General features: G+C 56.5%; 15 protein-coding genes. 13 read left to right on the top strand and 2 right to left on the bottom strand.

Annotated features, from left to right (window positions below):
- Positions 1-321: 321 nt before the first annotated feature.
- The 4 genes from pyc to glcF all read left to right on the top strand — a co-directional run bounded on the left by pyc (position 322) and on the right by glcF (position 8,006).
- Positions 322-3,792 (top strand): pyruvate carboxylase, encoded by a 3,471-nt coding sequence (gene pyc, locus WBY09_RS03815; protein ID WP_008888342.1) that lies wholly within the window; start codon positions 322-324, stop codon positions 3,790-3,792.
- Between the two features lie 16 nt (positions 3,793-3,808).
- Positions 3,809-5,293 carry an FAD-linked oxidase C-terminal domain-containing protein gene (locus WBY09_RS03820; RefSeq protein WP_336232366.1) on the top strand — a complete coding sequence of 495 codons (1,485 nt, stop codon included), beginning with the start codon at positions 3,809-3,811 and terminating at the stop codon, positions 5,291-5,293.
- Positions 5,294-5,412: 119 nt separating this feature from the next.
- The gene (gene glcE, locus WBY09_RS03825) at positions 5,413-6,681 is read left to right on the top strand and encodes a glycolate oxidase subunit GlcE (RefSeq protein WP_336232037.1); all 1,269 of its coding nucleotides are present in this window, start codon (positions 5,413-5,415) and stop codon (positions 6,679-6,681) included.
- On the top strand, positions 6,681-8,006 hold the full coding sequence (glcF, locus tag WBY09_RS03830; RefSeq protein ID WP_336232038.1) for a glycolate oxidase subunit GlcF: 1,326 nt from the start codon (positions 6,681-6,683) through the stop codon (positions 8,004-8,006). Before glcE ends, glcF begins: the two co-directional genes overlap by 1 nt.
- A gap of 92 nt (positions 8,007-8,098) precedes the next feature.
- Here glcF and WBY09_RS03835 read toward each other — a convergent pair whose 3' ends face one another.
- Positions 8,099-8,398: a hypothetical protein gene (locus WBY09_RS03835; protein WP_008888338.1), complete on the bottom strand. Its 300-nt coding sequence runs from the start codon at positions 8,396-8,398 to the stop codon at positions 8,099-8,101.
- A gap of 410 nt (positions 8,399-8,808) precedes the next feature.
- Between WBY09_RS03835 and WBY09_RS03840 the strand changes: the two genes are divergently transcribed.
- From WBY09_RS03840 to phoB, 6 genes are all read left to right on the top strand, one after another.
- A complete protein-coding gene (locus WBY09_RS03840; RefSeq protein ID WP_197146067.1) occupies positions 8,809-9,843 on the top strand; it encodes a PstS family phosphate ABC transporter substrate-binding protein in 1,035 nt (344 codons plus the stop codon).
- Positions 9,844-9,978: 135 nt separating this feature from the next.
- Positions 9,979-11,358 carry a phosphate ABC transporter permease subunit PstC gene (pstC, locus tag WBY09_RS03845; RefSeq protein ID WP_197146066.1) on the top strand — a complete coding sequence of 460 codons (1,380 nt, stop codon included), beginning with the start codon at positions 9,979-9,981 and terminating at the stop codon, positions 11,356-11,358.
- A complete protein-coding gene (pstA, locus tag WBY09_RS03850) occupies positions 11,351-12,700 on the top strand; it encodes a phosphate ABC transporter permease PstA (RefSeq protein ID WP_197146065.1) in 1,350 nt (449 codons plus the stop codon). Before pstC ends, pstA begins: the two co-directional genes overlap by 8 nt.
- Position 12,701: 1 nt before the next feature.
- Positions 12,702-13,505: a phosphate ABC transporter ATP-binding protein PstB gene (gene pstB, locus WBY09_RS03855; RefSeq protein ID WP_008888334.1), complete on the top strand. Its 804-nt coding sequence runs from the start codon at positions 12,702-12,704 to the stop codon at positions 13,503-13,505.
- Between the two features lie 22 nt (positions 13,506-13,527).
- Positions 13,528-14,250 carry a phosphate signaling complex protein PhoU gene (phoU, locus tag WBY09_RS03860; RefSeq protein ID WP_008888333.1) on the top strand — a complete coding sequence of 241 codons (723 nt, stop codon included), beginning with the start codon at positions 13,528-13,530 and terminating at the stop codon, positions 14,248-14,250.
- 17 nt (positions 14,251-14,267) lie between these two features.
- Complete coding sequence (phoB, locus tag WBY09_RS03865) at positions 14,268-14,966, top strand: phosphate regulon transcriptional regulator PhoB (RefSeq protein WP_008888332.1); 699 nt, start codon at positions 14,268-14,270, stop codon at positions 14,964-14,966.
- Between the two features lie 80 nt (positions 14,967-15,046).
- Here phoB and WBY09_RS03870 read toward each other — a convergent pair whose 3' ends face one another.
- Positions 15,047-16,795, bottom strand: coding sequence for a cation:proton antiporter domain-containing protein (locus tag WBY09_RS03870; RefSeq protein WP_286792858.1), 1,749 nt, complete (start codon positions 16,793-16,795; stop codon positions 15,047-15,049).
- 266 nt (positions 16,796-17,061) lie between these two features.
- Here WBY09_RS03870 and WBY09_RS03875 point away from each other — a divergent pair, with 266 nt between their 5' ends.
- The 3 genes from WBY09_RS03875 to folB all read left to right on the top strand — a co-directional run bounded on the left by WBY09_RS03875 (position 17,062) and on the right by folB (position 19,402).
- On the top strand, positions 17,062-18,024 hold the full coding sequence (locus tag WBY09_RS03875; RefSeq protein ID WP_286792859.1) for a calcium/sodium antiporter: 963 nt from the start codon (positions 17,062-17,064) through the stop codon (positions 18,022-18,024).
- Positions 18,025-18,090: 66 nt separating this feature from the next.
- Positions 18,091-18,861, top strand: a complete 771-nt coding sequence (locus WBY09_RS03880) for an SDR family oxidoreductase (RefSeq protein WP_286792860.1) — start codon at positions 18,091-18,093, stop codon at positions 18,859-18,861.
- A gap of 100 nt (positions 18,862-18,961) precedes the next feature.
- On the top strand, positions 18,962-19,402 hold the full coding sequence (folB, locus tag WBY09_RS03885; RefSeq protein ID WP_008888328.1) for a dihydroneopterin aldolase: 441 nt from the start codon (positions 18,962-18,964) through the stop codon (positions 19,400-19,402).
- Positions 19,403-19,512 lie beyond the last annotated feature (110 nt).

The following is a 19,512-nucleotide window of genomic DNA, read 5'->3' on the forward strand; positions in this document are numbered from 1 at the left end:
GCTGAGCTGTTCCGCATGGTGAAAAGAAACTGGTCGGGATTTCCAATAATTGGTAATACCAATTTACGAGATCATGCTTTGACAGGGAGAGGGCAATGCGCATATACCAGAACCGTCGCCTGCCCACCGGGCGCCAAAAGCTCTGGATGCATTGCACAAGATCTCAGCGTGCTGGCATCCCGTATCGCCACTATGGATATGGCGTTGCAGGCATCCCGCACCGCAACGCATTCCGGGACCATATCGTGGCGTTTCACTTGGTTTTGGCAGGCGCGCACAGGCACGTTCCTGCCAGGAAATTGTGGTAGGAGCCCGGTGTCCATGACGCGTTCAGCACCAAAGCGTATCCGTAAACTTCTGGTCGCCAACCGTGGCGAGATTGCGATTCGTGTTCTGCGAGCCGCCAACGAACTTGGCATTCGCACAGTTGCGATCTTCTCTGACGAGGACCGCTTCGCCCTTCACCGTTTCAAGGCGGATGAAAGCTACACGGTGGGGAAGGGCAACAAGCCCATTCGCGCCTATCTTGATATCGAAGACATCTTGCGTGTCGCACGCGATGCCGATGTCGATGCGATCCATCCCGGTTACGGCTTCCTGTCGGAAAATCCCGAATTCGCCGATGCCTGTGCCGAGGCCGGCATTCAGTTCATCGGCCCGGACTCAGAAGTCATGCGCACCCTTGGCAACAAGGTATCTGCACGTAATCTGGCCGAAAGTGCTGGTGTGCCGGTCATGCCCGCCTCAAGCGCGCTTCCCGAAGACATGGCAGAAGTCACCCGCATCGCCGAGAAAATCGGCTATCCCCTGATGCTCAAAGCCAGCTGGGGCGGCGGTGGCCGTGGCATGCGGGTTATCGAAAATGGCAAGGACCTGTCGGGTCAGGTGCTGGCAGCACGCCGCGAAGCCGAGGCCGCCTTTGGCAATGGCGAGGTTTACTTTGAAAAACTGATCCGCCGCGCCCGCCATGTCGAGGTCCAGCTGCTTGGCGATAATCACGGCACCCTCGTGCATCTTTATGAACGTGACTGTTCGGTTCAGCGCCGTAACCAAAAGGTGGTTGAACGCGCCCCTGCACCCTATCTCGATGATGATCAGCGTGCCGAGATTTGTGACGCCGCGATCCGCCTTGGCAAGGCGGCCAATTACGTCAATGCCGGCACGGTTGAATTCCTCATGGATGTCGATACATCCAAGTTCTACTTTATCGAGGTCAACCCGCGCATTCAGGTCGAACACACCGTTACCGAATGCGTCACCGGCTTTGATCTGGTCAAGGCACAGATCCTGATTGCCCAGGGGGGGCGCATCGGTTTCCCGTCCGAAACCGGTATCCCCTGGCAGGACAAGATCAAGCTGCGCGATCATGCGCTTCAATGCCGTATCACCACCGAAAACCCGGAAAACAACTTTGTCCCCGATTACGGGATCATCAAGGTGTATCGCGGGGCCAACGGGTTTGGCATTCGTCTGGATGGCGGCACGGCCTATTCCGGCGCAGTAATCACGCCGTTCTATGACAGTATGCTGGAAAAGGTCACCGCATGGGGCAGCACCCCGCGTGAGGCGGTGGATCGTATGGACCGCGCACTTCGCGAATTCCGTATTCGCGGTGTTGCCACCAACCTGGCCTTCCTTGAAAACCTGATCAATCACCCGAAATTCCGCGCCGGTGAATACACCACGCGGTTCATCGATGAAACGCCCGATCTGTTCAAGTTCGTACGCCGGCGCGACCGTGCCACCCGTCTGCTGCGCTTCATCGGCGAGGTTGCGGTCAACGGCAACCCCGAAGTCGAAGGCCGCGTGGTGCCGACCAATCTGCATGATCCGGTGATGCCAAAATCAATCGATCTTGGCGAAATCCGCCCGGGCACCAAGCAAAAGCTTGATCAGTTGGGGCCAGAGGGTTTCTCGCGCTGGATGAAGGATCAGGAACGCGTCCTGATGACCGACACCACCATGCGTGATGCCCATCAGTCGCTTCTGGCGACCCGCATGCGCACCTATGACATGCTCGAAATTGCGCCTTATTACGCGCATGGTCTGCCGGAACTGTTTTCAATCGAATGCTGGGGCGGGGCGACGTTTGACGTTGCCATGCGCTTCCTGAAAGAAGACCCTTGGGATCGTCTGGTCAAGCTGCGCGAACGCGTGCCAAATATCCTGACGCAAATGTTGCTGCGGGCCTCGAACGCGGTTGGCTATACCAACTATCCCGATAATGCAGTCGATTACTTCGTCAAGCAGGCGGCCGAACACGGCATGGATGTCTTCCGCGTGTTTGATAGCCTCAACTGGGTTGAAAACATGAAGGTCGCGATGGAATCGGTGCTTAAAACCGACAAACTTTGCGAAGCGACCATCTGTTACACCGGCGATATCTATGACAAGGACCGCCCGAAATATAACCTTGATTACTATGTGAATATGGCCCGCGAACTTGAGTCTGCCGGGGCCCATATTCTCGGTCTTAAGGATATGGCGGGTGTGCTGCGTCCGGCCGCTGCGACCGAGCTGATCACAGCGCTTAAGGACACCGTCAATATCCCGATCCATTTCCATACCCACGACACCAGCGGCATCTCGGCCGCGACTGTCATTGCCGCCATTGATGCCGGTGTTGATGCGGTCGATGCGGCGATGGATTCGATGTCGGGCCTGACGTCCCAGCCGAACCTTGGCTCAATCGCCAATAACTATATCGGCCAGCCGCGTGATCCTGGGCTCAAGACCGAGGCGCTCAAGGAAATCTCGACCTATTGGGAACAGATCCGTCGCTATTACGCTGGTTTCGAAAGCGATATCCGAAGCGGCACCTCGGACGTCTATGTCCATGAAATGCCGGGCGGCCAGTACACCAACCTGCGCCAACAGGCCCGTGCACTCGGGATCGAGGATCGTTGGCCCGAAGTGTCCAAGGCCTATGCCGCGGTCAACAAGATGTTTGGCGATGTCGTCAAGGTGACGCCAAGCTCCAAGGTTGTTGGCGATATGGCTTTGATGATGGTGACATCCGGTTTGTCTGAGGAAGACGTTCTTGATCCTAAAAAGGACATTACCTTCCCCGACAGCGTCATTTCCTTCTTCCGCGGTGAAATCGGTCAGCCGGTCGGTGGCTTCCCGCCCGCCCTGCAGCGCAAGGTGCTTAAGGGGGCCGAAGCGCTAACGGATCGTCCGGGCAAATCATTGCCGCCGATTGATTTCGAAGCGACCCGCAAGGAGATCGAAAAGAAAACCCATCGCAGCAATATCTCTGACGCCGAGGTTGCATCTTATGTGATGTATCCCAAGGTGTTCCTTGATTACGCCGAACACCGCAGCCACAACGCCGATGTTTCGGTTCTGCCAACCCCGGTCTTCTTCTACGGGATGAACCAGAACGACGAAATCTCGGTCGATCTTGAAAAGGGCAAAACCCTTGTCATCCGCTATCTGACCACGTCCGAGGCCGGTGACGAGGAGGGCAACCGCACCGTGTTCTTTGAACTCAACGGTCAGCCCCGCACCGTCAAGGTCGCCGATAAGACACTGGCGGGCACGGGCAAGACAAAACCAAAGGCCGAAGATGGCAACAAGCTGCATGTCGCAGCACCGATGCCGGGTCTGGTGGTCGAAGTCCACGTGTCCGAGGGCCAGAAGATCAAGTCGGGTGATGTGATGTGCTCGCTCGAAGCCATGAAAATGGAAACCGCGGTTCACGCCGAAAAGGATGGAACCGTGGCCAAAATCCACGCCCCGGCCGGGACACAGGTCGAAGCCAAGGACCTGCTGGTCGAATTAACGGAGTAACCCACCGATGCTTAGGATGCCTGAGCCTGATCAACACACACTTGCACGTCGCAAGGACATTATCGCCGCCATGCGCGATATCATCCCGTCACCGGGCGGGGTTATTGTCGATGATGATCAGCTCAGGCCCTATGAATGCGACGGGTTGATGGCCTATCGGCAATTGCCGATGATTGTGGTCCTGCCGGAAAATACCGCCCAGGTCGCAGCCATCCTGAAATATTGTCATACCAATAAAATCCGTGTCGTTCCGCGCGGTGCCGGTACCGGTTTGTCCGGTGGCGCGCTTCCGATGGCCGATGCGATCACCATTAGTATGATGAAATTCAATCGCGTGCTGGATATCGATTGGGACAACCGGGCGGCCGTCGTGCAGCCCGGTGTCACCAACCTTGGCATCACGCGCGCGGTCGAACACAAGGGGTTCTATTACGCCCCCGATCCATCCAGCCAGATCGCCTGTTCGATTGGCGGCAACATTGCCGAAAATTCCGGCGGGGTGCATTGCCTGAAATACGGGCTTACCACCAACAATGTGTTGGGGGTTGAAATGGCCACCATCGAAGGCGAAATCCTGCGCATTGGTGGCAAGGGCCTTGATCAGGTGGGCTATGATTTGCTTGGCATCATCACCGGGTCGGAAGGCCTTCTTGGCATCGTGACCGAAGTCACCGTGCGTATCCTGCGCAAACCCGAAACTGCGCGTGCGCTGTTGCTGGGCTTTAATTCATCCGAAGAAGGCGGCAATTGCGTTGCCGCCATCATTGCCGCCGGGATCATTCCGGGCGGTCTTGAAATGATGGATGCCCCGGCGATCAAGGCGACCGAGGAATTTGTTCAGGCCGGCTATCCGCTCGATGTCGAAGCCCTTCTTCTGGTCGAACTTGATGGCCCGCAGGTCGAAGTCGATTACCTGATCGACCGGGTTGGCAAAATCGCCAAGGATTGCGGTGCGGTCTATTCCCGCATTTCTGAAAACGAGGAAGAACGCCTGCTGTTCTGGTCGGGTCGCAAAAACGCCTTCCCGGCGATTGGCCGTATTTCACCCGATTATATGTGCATGGATGGCACCATCCCGCGCGGTCGCCTGTCCGAGGTCCTGACCGGCATGCAGGACCTGTCGAAAAAGCACGGGCTGGGCGTTGCCAACGTCTTCCATGCCGGTGATGGCAATTTGCATCCGCTGATCATGTTTGATGCCAACAAGGCGGGCGACCTTGAAAAGGCCGAGGCATTCGGGGCTGACATCCTTAGACTTTGTGTCGCGGTTGGCGGGGTGCTGTCGGGTGAACATGGCATCGGTGTCGAAAAGCGCGACCTGATGGGCGAGATGTTCTCAATCGATGACATGAAGCATCAGGAACGCATCAAGATGGCCTTTGACGAGGACCAGTTGCTCAACCCCGGCAAGGTATTCCCGACCTTGCATGGCTGTGGGGAGCTCAAAACCCTGCATGCCAAGGCGGTGGCCGACAAGTTCCCGGACATCCCGCGCTTCTAGGGTCCTGCCCCTTAAGGCGTGATCAAACGAAACAACAAACAAACACGATAAAACAAAGGTCGGTCAATCGGCTCCCGCAAATCCGATTGATTAGGCTCAGGAGAGGAAAAGAGAGAGTTATGGTGGACGTACTTTCCCCCACCACGCCAGATCAGCTGCGTGACGCGGTTGGTTGGGCGCTTGGATCAGAAACCCCGCTTGAAATCATCGGATCGGGCAGCAAGCGCGCCTTTGGCCATTCTGTTCGGACCAATGCAGTGCTTGATTGCTCCAAACTGTCGGGGATCTTGTTTTATCAGCCCGAAGAACTGGTGATCTCTGCGCGTGCCGGAACGCCGATTGCCGATATCAAGGTGGCATTGGCCGAGAAAAATCAGCAATTCCATTTTGAGCCCGGAAACTTCCCGGCCCTGCTGGATGGATCAAGTGGGCCGGATGCCGGAACCATCGGCGGGCTGGTCGCCTGCAACCTTGCCGGACCGCGCCGGATCAAGGTGGGCGCCGCACGCGATCACCTTCTGGGGTTCGAAGCCGTTTCTGGCCGGGCAGAGGATTTTAAATCCGGCGGCCGGGTGATGAAAAACGTCACCGGCTTTGATCTGTCAAAACTGATGGCGGGCTCCTTTGGCACGCTGGGTGTGATGCATACCGTAACGCTTAAGGTCATGCCAAATGACGAAACATCCGCCACCGTGATTGTCGCCTGCAGCGACCCGCGTGCGGCGGGCAAGGCGATGACCATTGCCATGGGCAGTGAAAACGAGGTCTCCGCCGCCGCCTGGATCGCCCCCGAAGATGCACCGCACCTTGATGTGCCGCTGGCCGGTGAATATGGCAGTGGCCTTGTGGCCCTGAGGGTCGAAGGTCCCAAGCCGTCTGTGGCATGGCGGGCCGATGCCCTGTGCCGGGCGCTTGCCGGTTTTGGCGAATGCCATGAAGTCCCCGAAAGTCACAGCCACAGCATCTGGAAGGTCGTCGCCAATGTCGCGCCGTTCGTGGCATCGGAAAATACCGGCAGCATTTTGTGGCGGGTATCGGTGCCCCCGGCAAGCGGGGGGGATATCTGTGCCCAACTGATCGAAAAAACCGGTGGTCGGGCGATGATGGATTGGGCCGGTGGCCTGATCTGGTTGCAGATTGCCGCATCTGACGCGGCGTGTGCGCCTGATGCAATGGCGGGCACGATCCGCGATATCGTCGCCAATGTCGGCGGGCAGGCCAATCTGGTGCGCGCATCCGATGAAATCCGTCAAGCCACCCCGGTCTTCCATCCCGAAGACCCGGCACTTGCCCGGATCAATGCCCGGATCAAGGAAAACCTCGATCCCAAGGGGATTCTCAATCCGGGGCGGATTGCGCCAGTGTCACTGAATGGGGAGGGCGCGTAATGCAAACCAACTTCACCGCTGCCCAACTTGAAAATCCGGCGATCGCCGAAAGCGAACAGATCCTGCGCAAATGCGTGCATTGTGGTTTCTGTACTGCGACCTGCCCGACATTCGTCACCCTTGGTGATGAACTCGACAGCCCGCGTGGCCGCATTTACCTGATCAAGGACATGCTGGAAAATGACAAACCGGCAACCGAAAAGGTGGTCAAACACCTTGATCGCTGCCTGTCATGTCTTTCCTGTACAACCACATGTCCCTCTGGTGTTGATTACATGCACCTGATCGACAATGCGCGCGCCCATATCGAACAAAACTATGAACGCCCGCTAGGTGATCGCTTGCTGCGCAAGTTGCTATCGATTGTTGTGCCCAATCCGACCCTGTTCCGGCTGTCATTGATCGGGGCGAAATTCGCCGGCCCCTTTGCGCGCCTGATGCCCGGTCGGCTCAAGGGCATGGTCAAGATGGGCGCACGCCCGATGCATCCGCCAAGCTGGGTCGATAAACCACAGGTGATCCCGGCGGTTGGCGAACGCAAAGGCCGGGTTGCCATCCTGATCGGCTGTGCCCAGCAGGTGCTTGAAACCGAAATCAACGAATCGACGGTTCGTCTACTCACCCGGCTCGGGATCGAGGTGGTTGTTGCCAAGGGTGCTGGCTGTTGCGGATCGCTTGTCCATCACATGGGCAAGGAAGAACAATCCCACGCGCAGGCCAAGGCCAACATTGATGCCTGGACGGCTGAGGCTGCGGGCGAAGGCCTTGACGCCATCGTAATCACCGCATCGGGCTGTGGCACCACGATCAAGGATTACGGCCATATGCTGCGCCATGATCCGGCCTATGCCGAAAGGGCCGCGACGGTGTCCGGTCTTGCCAAGGACATTACCGAATATCTGGCTGGCCTTGATATCGATGCCACGGTGTTTGCCGGGGCCAATCACGGGAATCCCCGTGTTGCCTATCATTCGGCCTGCTCGATGCAGCACGGTCAAAAGATCACCCGACCACCCCGTGATCTTCTCAAACAGGCCGGGTATGAAGTGGCTGAAATCGCCGAAGGCCATCTGTGCTGTGGTTCTGCCGGGGTCTATAACCTGTTGCAGCCTGAAATCGCCGGTCAGCTTCAGGAACGCAAACGCGGCAATATCCGCGCGACCCAGCCCGATCTGGTGGCGACGGGGAATATCGGCTGCATGGTCCAGATCGAAACCGACGATCTTAAAGTTCTGCACACGGTGCAGCTCCTTGATTGGGCGGCGGGTGGACCGGTGCCGGAAAAACTGCGGGGCCGGATGACGGCGACCGAACTGGCAGGCTAGGTTTTCTCAAACCCGCATCAGAAAACAAAAAGGACGGCAGAGAATAACCTCTGCCGTCCTTTTGATTTCGTAAGTCCGTGCGACTGGGCGCCTTACTCTTCCTTGCCAAGCAGGCTTTTTGTAATGCCTTCTGCGGCAGAGCTTTCGCTGCTGTCTTCGGCATAGGCCGCTGTCTTGTCACGAATCCACTTGATTGCTTCGGCTTCGTCAACCTCGACCTTCTGGGCCACCAGTGACAGAACGGCCTCGATCGCCAGAACGTGCGATGCGACGTTATTGACCGCAACATGCAGATCATCAATATGGCGCGACGCAGCCTCTGACATGTCTCCAAGTTCGCCAGACAGCTTCTGAATCAGTTCCTGAATTTCGTCGAGTGCAGCGTTGCTCATCAAGTGCTCCTGTTATGGCTGCGCACATTTGTGCGCGGCATTTTTTGGTCCCTACGCACAAGAGTTGCTTGGAAACGGGGTCATGTAAAGGGTTAGCTGGCAATTATCGTCAATTCACACCATTCCCCAACGCCCAAGGCCACCTTTGGGCGAAATGTGACAGTTTTTGTTACAGCCTTTCGCAAACAATCGCGATTTTGCCATGTTGAAGTGAAAAATCACCGTTTTCGGATGGTTATCGTAAAATACTAACTTATTGATTGTATTGGTAATAATTGGCTGTTTTTACTGCTCTGATACGTTGTCACATAACGTTAACAAAAGCGACACAATACCGTAAGCACCCAGCGGTAGAGTCCGCCTCGCAGATCGTTGCACCGTTCCGAAGTGGAACTACCATTGGGGAATTTATGATGAAGAAGACTCTTGCTGTTGCGGCGCTTATGAGCGTTGCCTTTGCTGGCGCTGCCGAAGCACGCGACCAGATTCGTATCGTTGGTTCGTCCACCGTCTTCCCGTTCGCAACCGCAGTTGCAGAAGAATTCGGTAAAACCACCTCCTTCAAAACGCCGGTTATCGAATCTACCGGTTCTGGCGGTGGTCTGAAGCTGTTCTGCGCCGGTGTTGGCGAACAGCATCCGGACATCACCAACGCTTCGCGTCGCATCAAGAAGTCCGAAGTTGAAACTTGCGCGAAGAACGGCATTTCGGAAGTTACCGAAGTTAAAGTTGGTTACGACGGTATCGTTCTGTCGAACTCCAACGCTGCGCCGCAGCTCGACCTGACCAAAGAGCAGATCTTCCTTGCTCTGGCAAAAACCGTTCCGTCCAAAGACGGCCAGTCGCTGATCGACAACCCGTACAGCACCTGGGCTGAAATCGATCCGAGCCTTCCGGACGTTAAAATCGAAGTTCTCGGCCCGCCGCCGACCTCCGGTACCCGTGATGCCTTCACCGAGCTGGTACTCGAAGAAGCTTGCGATGAGTTCCCGGCAATCGCCGCTCTTAAAGACACCAACAAAGACCAGCACAAAGCTGTCTGCGCTGGCGTTCGTGAAGACGGTGCCTATGTCGAAGCTGGCGAGAACGACAACCTGATCGTTCAGAAACTCGAAGCCAACCATGATGCACTTGGCATCTTCGGCTTCTCCTTCCTCGACCAGAACGGCGACAAGCTTCAGGGCTCGCTGATCGGTGGCGTTGCTCCGACCTTCGAAGCAATCTCTGCTGGTGACTATCCGGTTTCCCGTTCGCTCTTCTTCTACGTGAAGAACGCGCACGTTGGCACCATTCCGGGCATCAAGGAATATCTTGCTGAATTCACCGCTGACAAAGCTTGGGGTGACGAAGGTTACCTTGCTGACCGTGGCCTGATCCCGATGGATGCTGCTGAGCGTGAAGCTGTTCGTAACGCTGCGATGAACCTTTCGCCGCTGAGCATGTAACGCGATCTTTCAACCGGTGGCAGCAAATGCTGCCACCGGTTTCTTTGTTTCTTGTATTGATTTCTATATTGTTTCTGTCCTATTGGCCTCACGAACTGATCTTTGCAGGCTCATCTGGCGAACGGATCTCAAATAATGTCCCTGTCTTTCCTGTTGCTCGCGGTTGCCGCACTTTGCGCGCTGTCCTTTTATTTCGGACGCCAGCGGGCTGTTGCCCTTTCTGGTGGCCGGCACAGCAATCTTCATTCCTTGCCGGTTCACTACGGGGCTTACACAGCAGCATGGTGCGGGCTTCCCGCGCTGTTTTTGCTTTTGATCTGGTACATGTTCCAGGGCTCGGTGATTGAAGCCCTGATCGTGTCGGACCTGCCGCAGGAAGTAGTTAGTGACTCCGGTCGTCTGTCGCTGGCGCTCAACAGCATTTCCCAGATCGCCGCCGGTGGCGGTGAACATCTCACCGTGTCGCCGGAAATTGTTGATGCCGGGCGCAGACTTGCCAACTTGCAAACCATCGCCAATGCGGCGCTGGTGGTTGTCATGCTGTCGGTTGCGCTTGCCGGTCTTGTCCTGTCCTATCGACGGATTGAAGCGGATATGCGCGCGCGCAACAATGTTGAACGCATCTCGCGCGCGATCATGATTGTCTGTTCGGCGATTGCGATCCTTTCAACGGTCGGCATCGTGTTTTCACTGATGTTCGAAACCCTGCATTTCTTTAGCAAGATCAACCCGCTCGACTTCCTGTTTGGTCTGGAATGGAGCCCGCAAACCGCGATCCGTGCCGATCAGGTGGCGTCCGAGGGGGCGTTTGGCATGATTCCGCTGTTTGTCGGTACCTTGCTGATTACGCTGATTGCCATGTGTGTCGCGGTGCCGGTCGGCCTGTTTTCGGCCATTTATATGGGCGAATATGCCGCGCCTAAATTTCGTGCTGTTGCCAAACCCGCACTTGAAATTCTGGCGGGCGTGCCAACGGTTGTCTATGGCTTCTTTGCCGCGCTCACCGTGGCACCGTTCTTGCGCGACAATGGCGCGATGCTCGGCCTCGATGTCAGTTCGGAAAGTGCGCTGGCCGCCGGTCTTGTCATGGGCATCATGATCATTCCGTTTGTGTCCTCGCTGTCTGATGACGTGATGTCGCAGGTGCCGAAATCGCTGCGTGACGGGTCCTATGCATTGGGGGCGACCAAATCGGAAACCATCCGGCAGGTGATTTTCCCGGCCGCCTTGCCCGGTATTGTCGGGGCGGTTCTGTTGGCCGTTTCGCGGGCGATTGGTGAAACCATGATTGTTGTGATGGCCGCTGGTCTTGCCGCGAACATGACGGTGAACCCGCTTCAGGCGGTGACCACTGTTACCGTGCAGATCGTGACGCTTCTGGTCGGCGACCAGGAGTTCGACAGTGCAAAAACCCTCTCGGCCTTCGCGTTGGGGCTGGTTCTTTTCCTTGTCACCTTGGGGCTGAACGTATTTGCCCTTAAGGTTGTTCAGAAGTATCGCGAGAAATATGACTGATATGGCATCTCTTATGGAAGACAGAGCTGCGGCCAAAGTGATCTCTGACAATCTGCGCAAGCCGGTTGACTGGGACAGCCCGAAAATCGCCCGTAACATCAAGAAACGTTACGCGGCCGAACGCCGCTTTAAAAGCTATGGTCTGGTTGCGATCTGTTTGGCGCTGCTGGCGCTTTGCACGCTGGCACTTTCCATCGGCTCTAAAGGCTACAGCGCCTTTTACCAGACCTATGTCCAGCTCGAAGTGACCTTTGATCCGGCTGTGATCGATCCGGAACGGACCGGCGATCCCGACGTGATCGGGCGCGCGAACTTTGATGCTCTGATCAAACAGGCGCTGCGTGATCGGTTCCCGGATGTGACCTCGCGCAGTGACAAGCGTGATCTCTATGGCATCGTTTCAGGCGGCGCATCTTATGATCTGCGCGAACGGGTTCTCGAAAATCCGAGCCTGATTGGCCAAACGCGCACCATCTGGCTGATCTCGGGTGATGATTTCGACATGCTCAACAAGGGCTATATCGATCCCACCGTTGACGAAGGCGACCGTCGCCTCAATGACAAGGAAGTCGCTTGGTATAACGAACTGGTTGCTGACGGTGCGGTGGAAAAACAGTTCCACACCCGCTTCTTTACCAGTGGCGATTCCCGCGAACCGGAACTTGCCGGTATCTGGGGCGCGGCTGTCGGCTCGTTCTATACCCTGCTTGTGACCCTGGCATTGTCCTTCCCGATTGGCGTTCTGGCCGCGGTCTATCTTGAAGAATTCGCGCCCAAGAACCGCTTCACCCAGATTGTCGAGGTTAATATCAACAACCTGGCCGCGGTTCCATCCATCGTGTTTGGTCTGCTGGGGCTTGAGGTCTATCTCAATGTCATGCATTTGCCGCGCTCGGCCCCGGTTGTCGGTGGTTTGACGCTGGCGCTGATGACTTTGCCGACGATCATCATCGCATCGCGTGCGGCGATCAAGGCGGTGCCGCCATCGATCCGTCAGGCCGCTCTTGGCCTTGGCGCATCACCGGTTCAGACCGTGACCCACCATGTCTTGCCGCTCGCCATGCCGGGCATTCTGACCGGCACGATCATTGGTATGGCACAGGCATTGGGGGAAACTGCACCGCTTCTGATGATCGGGATGGTGGCCTTTATTGTTGATATTCCGGGCGGGGCGCTTGACCCGGCAACGGTTCTGCCGGTCCAGATCTATCTGTGGGCAGACAGCCCGGAACGTGCCTTTGTCGAGAAAACCTCGGCAGCGATTATGGTGTTGCTGGCCTTCCTTGTCCTGATGAATGGACTGGCTGTGTATCTGCGCAAAAAATTTGAACGGAAGTGGTAAAATGGCTGCTGTATCCCAGAGCGCAATGACGGCGGAGCCGTCGGTCGAAAACCCGAAAATGACCGCGCGCAAGCTCGATCTTTTCTATAGCGACAATCAGGCCCTCTATGAGGTCAACCTTGATATCCCCGAACAGCAGGTAACCGCACTGATTGGTCCGTCGGGCTGTGGTAAATCCACCTTCCTGCGCTGCCTGAACCGAATGAATGACACCATTGACGGTGTGACGATCAAAGGTGACGTTACCCTGGATGGTCGCGACATCTATGACAAGCGGATCGACGTGGTTCAGCTGCGCGCGCGCATCGGCATGGTGTTCCAGAAACCGAACCCGTTCCCGAAATCGATCTATGACAACGTGGCCTATGGCCCGCGTATTCATGGTCTGGTCAATTCGCGTGATGAGCTTGATGAAATCGTCATGACCTCGCTCGAACGTGCCGGTCTTCTGAAAGAAGTCAAAGATCGCCTGCAATCGCCGGCAACCGGTCTTTCCGGTGGTCAGCAGCAGCGCCTTTGCATTGCGCGTGCGGTTGCCGTCAGCCCGGAAGTCATCCTGATGGATGAGCCGTGCTCGGCCCTTGATCCGATTGCGACCGCCAAGGTCGAGGAACTGATAGACGAGTTGCGTTCGAACTACACGATCGTGATCGTGACCCACTCCATGCAGCAGGCCGCCCGTGTGTCGCAGCGCACCGCGTTCTTCCACCTTGGAAAGCTGGTTGAAGTCGGTGAAACCGATCAGATCTTTACCAACCCGAAGGACGAACGCACCAAGGGTTACATTACCGGCCGCTTCGGTTAAGCGACGCCAGGAGTACGCATAAATGGCTGATGAACATACCCATATCGTAAGTTCGTTCGACGAGGAACTGACCCGTCTGAACAACATCATTTCGCAAATGGGCGGGCTTGCTGAAAGCCAGCTTATTTCCTCGATCAGATCCATCGTCAAACGCGATTCCGAACTGGCCGAGAAAGTCATCCTGTCCGATCAGCGCATTGATGTGCTCGAACAGGAAGTCCAGGACTTTGCCGTCCGTCTTCTGGCCCTGCGTCAGCCGATGGCAGATGACCTGCGTCAGGTGGTGACGGCCCTTAAGCTGTCAAACGACCTTGAACGCATTGGCGACCTTGCCAAAAACATCGCCAAACGCGCGCAGGTGCTGAACCAGATCCCGCCGATCCGTCCGGTTCAGGCGATCCCGAACATGGCCAAGCTGGCCCAGGAAATCATCAAGGATGTCCTGGATGCCTATATCGAAAGCGACGCCGAAAAGGCCCACCGGGTCTGGGAACGCGATCAGGAAGTCGACGATATGTACAATTCGCTGTTCCGCGAATTGCTGACCTACATGATGGAAGATCCGCGCAACATTACCGCATCGACCCATCTGTTGTTCATTGCCAAGAACATCGAACGTATCGGTGATCACGCAACCAATATCGCCGAAACGATCTATTACCGGATCAAGGGCGAAGACCTGCCGGGGATTGACCGGCCAAAAAACGACGCAGCGAACTTCGCTGTTGTCGAACCGAATGACTGACACGGGAGCATAGGAAGATGGACCCAACGGTTCTTATCGTCGAGGACGAGGCAGCAATCGTAACCATGTTGCGCTACAACCTCGAACGCGAGGGGATGCAGGTTGTCGAAGCCGGTGACGGTGACGAAGCGTTGAAAATTCTGGCTGAAACCCATGTCGATCTGGTTTTGCTCGACTGGATGCTGCCGGTGATGTCGGGGATCGAGGTCTGCCGTCAGATCCGCCGCAAGCCTGAAAGCCGCGATTTGCCGGTGATCATGGTGACAGCACGTGGCGAAGAAGGCGACCGCATCCGCGGTCTTGATACCGGGGCTGATGACTATGTCACCAAGCCGTTTGCCATTGGCGAGCTGCTCGCCCGTATCCGCGCGCTTTTGCGCCGGTCCGGTCCGGCGCAACCACAAGGGCAGTTGATCTATTCCGACATCGAAATGGATCTCGCCGCCCACCGGGTCAGCCGCAATGGAAAATCGATCCATCTTGGCCCGACCGAGTTCCGTCTGCTGCGCTATTTCCTCGAACATCCGGGGCGGGTTTTCTCGCGCGAACAGTTGCTTAACGCGGTTTGGGGCCCGAATATCTATGTCGAAACCCGCACAGTCGACGTGCATATCCGCCGCCTGCGCAAGGCGCTCAATGACGTCAAGGGCACGCGCGATATCATCCGCACCGTCCGTGCGGCGGGCTATGCACTGGACTCTGAAACCGCTGCCTAAGCCGGTTTCGATACGCGATCTAATGAAAAACCCCCGCTGCAGCGTGCCGCGGGGGTTTTTGTTCTAAGGCCGTAACGTCTTCAGTTTTTTTTCTTCGCCGGTTTGTCCGCATTCTCCGAACCTGACGGTTTGCGCTGCGGGCGCGGCGCCAGTTCGTTCATCAACAGCATGTCCGCACGGCGGAATTTGGCGATTTCGGCATCAATATCTTCCTGCGGCACGTCGCACGCCGCCAAAACGTGATCGGATAACCGCAACCCGGTTTCGAGAACTTCCGGGATGGCGGCATCCGCCCCATGGCGCGACAGCGGCCCGATATGGGTGATGTCCTGCGCGCGGGCAAAGATCTTCAGATGCGGGTAATGCTGGCGCAAAAGGGCGACCGTCTTCTCGGTCGCATGCGGGTTCCCCATGGCAACAACCGCAATTTTTGCCTCATCCGTGTGTGCCGCCCGGAAAGTTTCCGGTCTGGACCCGTCGGCAAAGTAAACCGGAAGGCCTTCTGCCCGGCCGCGTGAAACCTGCTGTGCATCACTATCAAGCACCAGGAACGGAATGTTGCGCGTCTTGAGCAACCGGGCCAGAACCCGGCCAACACGGCCGCTTCCGATCACCAGAACATGCTGGTGGATGCCCTCGGACTCCTCGGCAATCTTGCCAAGCTGGTCTTCTTCCTTGGGATGAAGCTTTTCCTCGATCTTGTGACCAAGGCTGATAAGCGTCGGGGTCAGCGCCATCGAAATCGCCACCACCGGGATCAGCATGGCGGCCATTTCAAGCGGCACCGCGCCATTTTGCGCGGCCAGGGCAAACATCACAAAGGCAAATTCACCGCCGGCGGCCAAGCTCATGGCTACCCGGATGGCAAGGCCGGTTTCAAACCGGATCGCGCGTGCCAGAACGAACAAAACCGCCGTCTTGATCACCAGCAACAGCACCAGCCACATGACGATGGTGCCAAATTCGTTATAAACAACGTCGGCATCAACCGACATGCCCACCGACATAAAGAACAGCGACAGGAACACGCCGCGGAACGGCGAGATATCGGCTTCGATCTGATGACGGAATTCGGTTTCGGCCAACATCACCCCGGCGATAAACGCACCCAGCGCCATTGAAAGCCCGGAAACCTCGGTCAATGTGCTTGCGGCTAGCACAACAAAAAGCGTGCCGATGGCAAACAGTTCCGGGTTCTTGAGCGACGCGATATAGCGAAACAGACGCGGCAACACATACCGCCCGACGAGTAACAGCAACGCGACCGACCCGAAACCAAGCAGGATGCTCATCCACGGGCTGGTTTCCGTGCCGGCATCACCTGCCGCCTGCACCATGATCAGGAACGGACCAACCGCCACGTCCTGCAATAACAAAATGGCAAGGGCCGCACGGCCAAACCGGGTATTAAGCTGCTTGTCATCGGAAAGCTGTTTGAGGATGATCGCGGTCGATGAAAGCGCAAGGGCCCCTGCAATCACCAGGGCCGTCGGCAGCGGGAATTCCATGACAACCAGAAGCCCCAGAAGGGCTGCCATCGACACCAGAATTTGCAAAACGCCCAGACCGGCAAACCGCCCGCCAATCACCCGCAAACGATCCCGCGAAAGCTCCAGCCCGATCATGAACAGCAGGAAAACCACGCCCAGTTCGGCAACGGTGGAAATGTCTTCGCGTTCGGAAATCAGGCCAAAGCCGAACGGCCCGATAAAGAACCCGCCAATCAGAAAGCCGATGATCGAATTCGCACGCAGCTTGTGCGCAATCGGCACCGCAATGATTGCGGCAGTCAGAATAAGAAACAGCTCAAACAGGACGCTGTGATGCATGGCGAAATTCGTTCCGGAAGGCGGTCAAATAATCAATGGGTATCAGGACCTAAATGCCTGAAAATAACGAGATTACAACGATAACGAAAATAACCCTGCCAGTCGTGGGTAAATTTGTGGCATTTGCGAAATTCACGACCCAATCGGGCTATTAAGGGCTGTGGCGATTGTCACCGCCTGATGACTTGCCATTCGCGCTGCCAAATGCCATCTTCCGCGGGCCTGACACCGGGCCGGTTTAATCGCTTTTGAAACGAGCAGATATTTTGGAACAGCTTATCCCCTATCTTCAGATCATCGCGGGCCTTGTATTGCTGACAGCAGGTGGTGAATTCATCGTAAGGGGGGCGGTTGGTCTTGCACTTTTGCTGGGCGTTTCCAAGGTGATCGTCGGTCTGACGATTGTCGCCGCCGGAACGTCAGCACCGGAATTTGTCGTCTCGCTCAATGCATCGCTTAAGGGCACGGCCGATATCGCGATGGGCAACGTTGTTGGCTCCAACATTGCCAATATCCTGCTTATTTTGGGTGCCGTTGCCTTGCTCAAACCCGTGGCGGCCTCGCGGGTCACCGTGGTGCGTGATGGCGGCACCATGTTGCTGGGCACGGTCCTGTTTATTGCCTTTTGCATGTTTGGCGTGATCGAACGCTGGGCCGGGGCGGTGATGCTTTGTGTGTTGGCGGCCATCTGGTACTTCACCTATCAGCACGACAAAAATTCACCAAGCGAAGCCAGCCACCTGCATGAAGAAGAAGTCGACGAAGTCGGCGAAAAGCCCAAAGGCTGGACCAGGCCGATCATCGCGACTGTCGTCGGGATTGTGGCGCTGATGTTTGGTGCGGAATGGCTGGTTGAAGGCGGGGTCTCGGTCGCCCGTCAGTTTGGCGTATCCGAAGCCGTCATTGGCCTGACCCTTGTTGCCTTTGGCACGTCACTGCCGGAACTTGCCGCATCGGTGGTTGCCGCCTTCCGCGGGCATTCCGATGTGGCACTGGGCAATGTGTTTGGCTCGAACCTTCTGAACCTGCTTGTGATCATTGGTGGTGTGTCGCTGATCGCACCGATCCCGGTGCCTGAACAGATCATGAATTCCGACATCTGGATCATGCTGGCGGTAACCGTGGGCTTGCTCGGTGTTGCCTATGCCATGCGTAAGATTTCGCGCATCACCGGCATTGCATTCGTGATTGCCTATCTGGTCTATGTCTTCCAACTTGTCGTAGCATAGACAGTTCAATCAGTTCGCGCGCCGTCTCATGACGGTCCGCACACTTTGCGAAGGATCGAGGCAACAATGACAGGTCAATTCCCGAAATCCGTTCTGATCACCGGTGCGGCAAAACGCATCGGTCGTGCATTGACCCTGGATCTGGCGCGCAACGGCTATGACATCGCCCTTCATTGCAACAGCTCCAAACAAGACGCCGAAGCTGTCGCCGACGAGGTCCGCGACCTTGGCCGAAAGGCCTGCGTTGTTTCGGCCGATCTGACCAACGAAGATGCAACCCATCAATTGGTCGCCGACGCAACCAGGCAACTTGGCTCGATCGGGGTTCTGATCAATAACGCCTCGACCTTTGAATTTGATGATGTGCAAACCGCAACCCGCGAAAGCTGGGATTTGCATATGGAAACCAATTTGCGCGCGCCGTTTATCCTCTCGCAGCAATTTGCAAAGCATCTGCCAGATAACTGTCAGGGTATGATCCTCAACCTGATTGATCAGCGTGTCTGGAACCTGACCCCGCATTTCATGACCTATACCCTGTCCAAAGCCGGGCTTTGGACCCTGACCCAGACGCTGGCACTGGCCCTTGCGCCAAAAATTCGCGTCAATGCCATCGGGCCGGGGCCGGCACTGCCTAGTAGCCGACAAACACAGGAAGATTTCGACGCGCAGTGCGAAAAAACACCCCTGAAAATAGGGACAAACCCGCAAGAGATTTGCGACGCGGTTCGATTTTTCCTTGCCGCGCCGGCCATCACCGGGCAAATGTTAGCGCTTGACGGCGGGCAGCACCTCGATTGGGCGCCCAGTGGCGAAGAAGATGCGCCCAACGAATGATGCCCGGCAGTGATCGTTAAATCGCTGCCAGACATCGGGCCGGAATTGCGTGGTGATTTTTAAGGCACCCGCAACAAAGCAGCACAAGGAAGACCGGAATATGACCGCAGGCCTTAAACAGGATGCCAAAATTACGACATTGCCATTTGCCGATGTGCCCCATGCAGATCGTGCAGGCAACCTGCGCCGTGTCTTCGTGCGTGACATGATCATTCACACCTCCATCGGTGTTTACGAACACGAAAAAGAAGCCCCGCAACGCGTGCGCATCAACCTCGACCTTGCCGTGCTCGAAGGTGACGGTGTCCAGAATGATGATATCACCACCGTGCTGAGCTACGAGGATCTGGTCGTCGGCACGCGCCGCATCTGCCAGGATGGTCACACCAACCTTGTGGAAACCCTTGGGGAAAAACTCGCCGACATGTGTCTTGCCGACCCGCGTGTGCGCAAGGTGATCGTCAGGGTTGAAAAGCTCGACGTTTTTGAAGATGCCGCTGCGGTTGGTGTGGAAATCGAACGCCACAATATCGCGCGCTGATCGATACGCAATTTCCCGAAAAAATTTACTTTTTCAGACGGCCAATCCACGGGACTCTGTGATTCCTCTGGTGCGAATCGCATCCGTGCTTATTCACAAGCATCTGGCGA

This window comes from Thalassospira sp. CH_XMU1458 (assembly GCF_037027205.1).
Taxonomy (GTDB): Bacteria; Pseudomonadota; Alphaproteobacteria; order Rhodospirillales; family Thalassospiraceae; genus Thalassospira; species Thalassospira tepidiphila.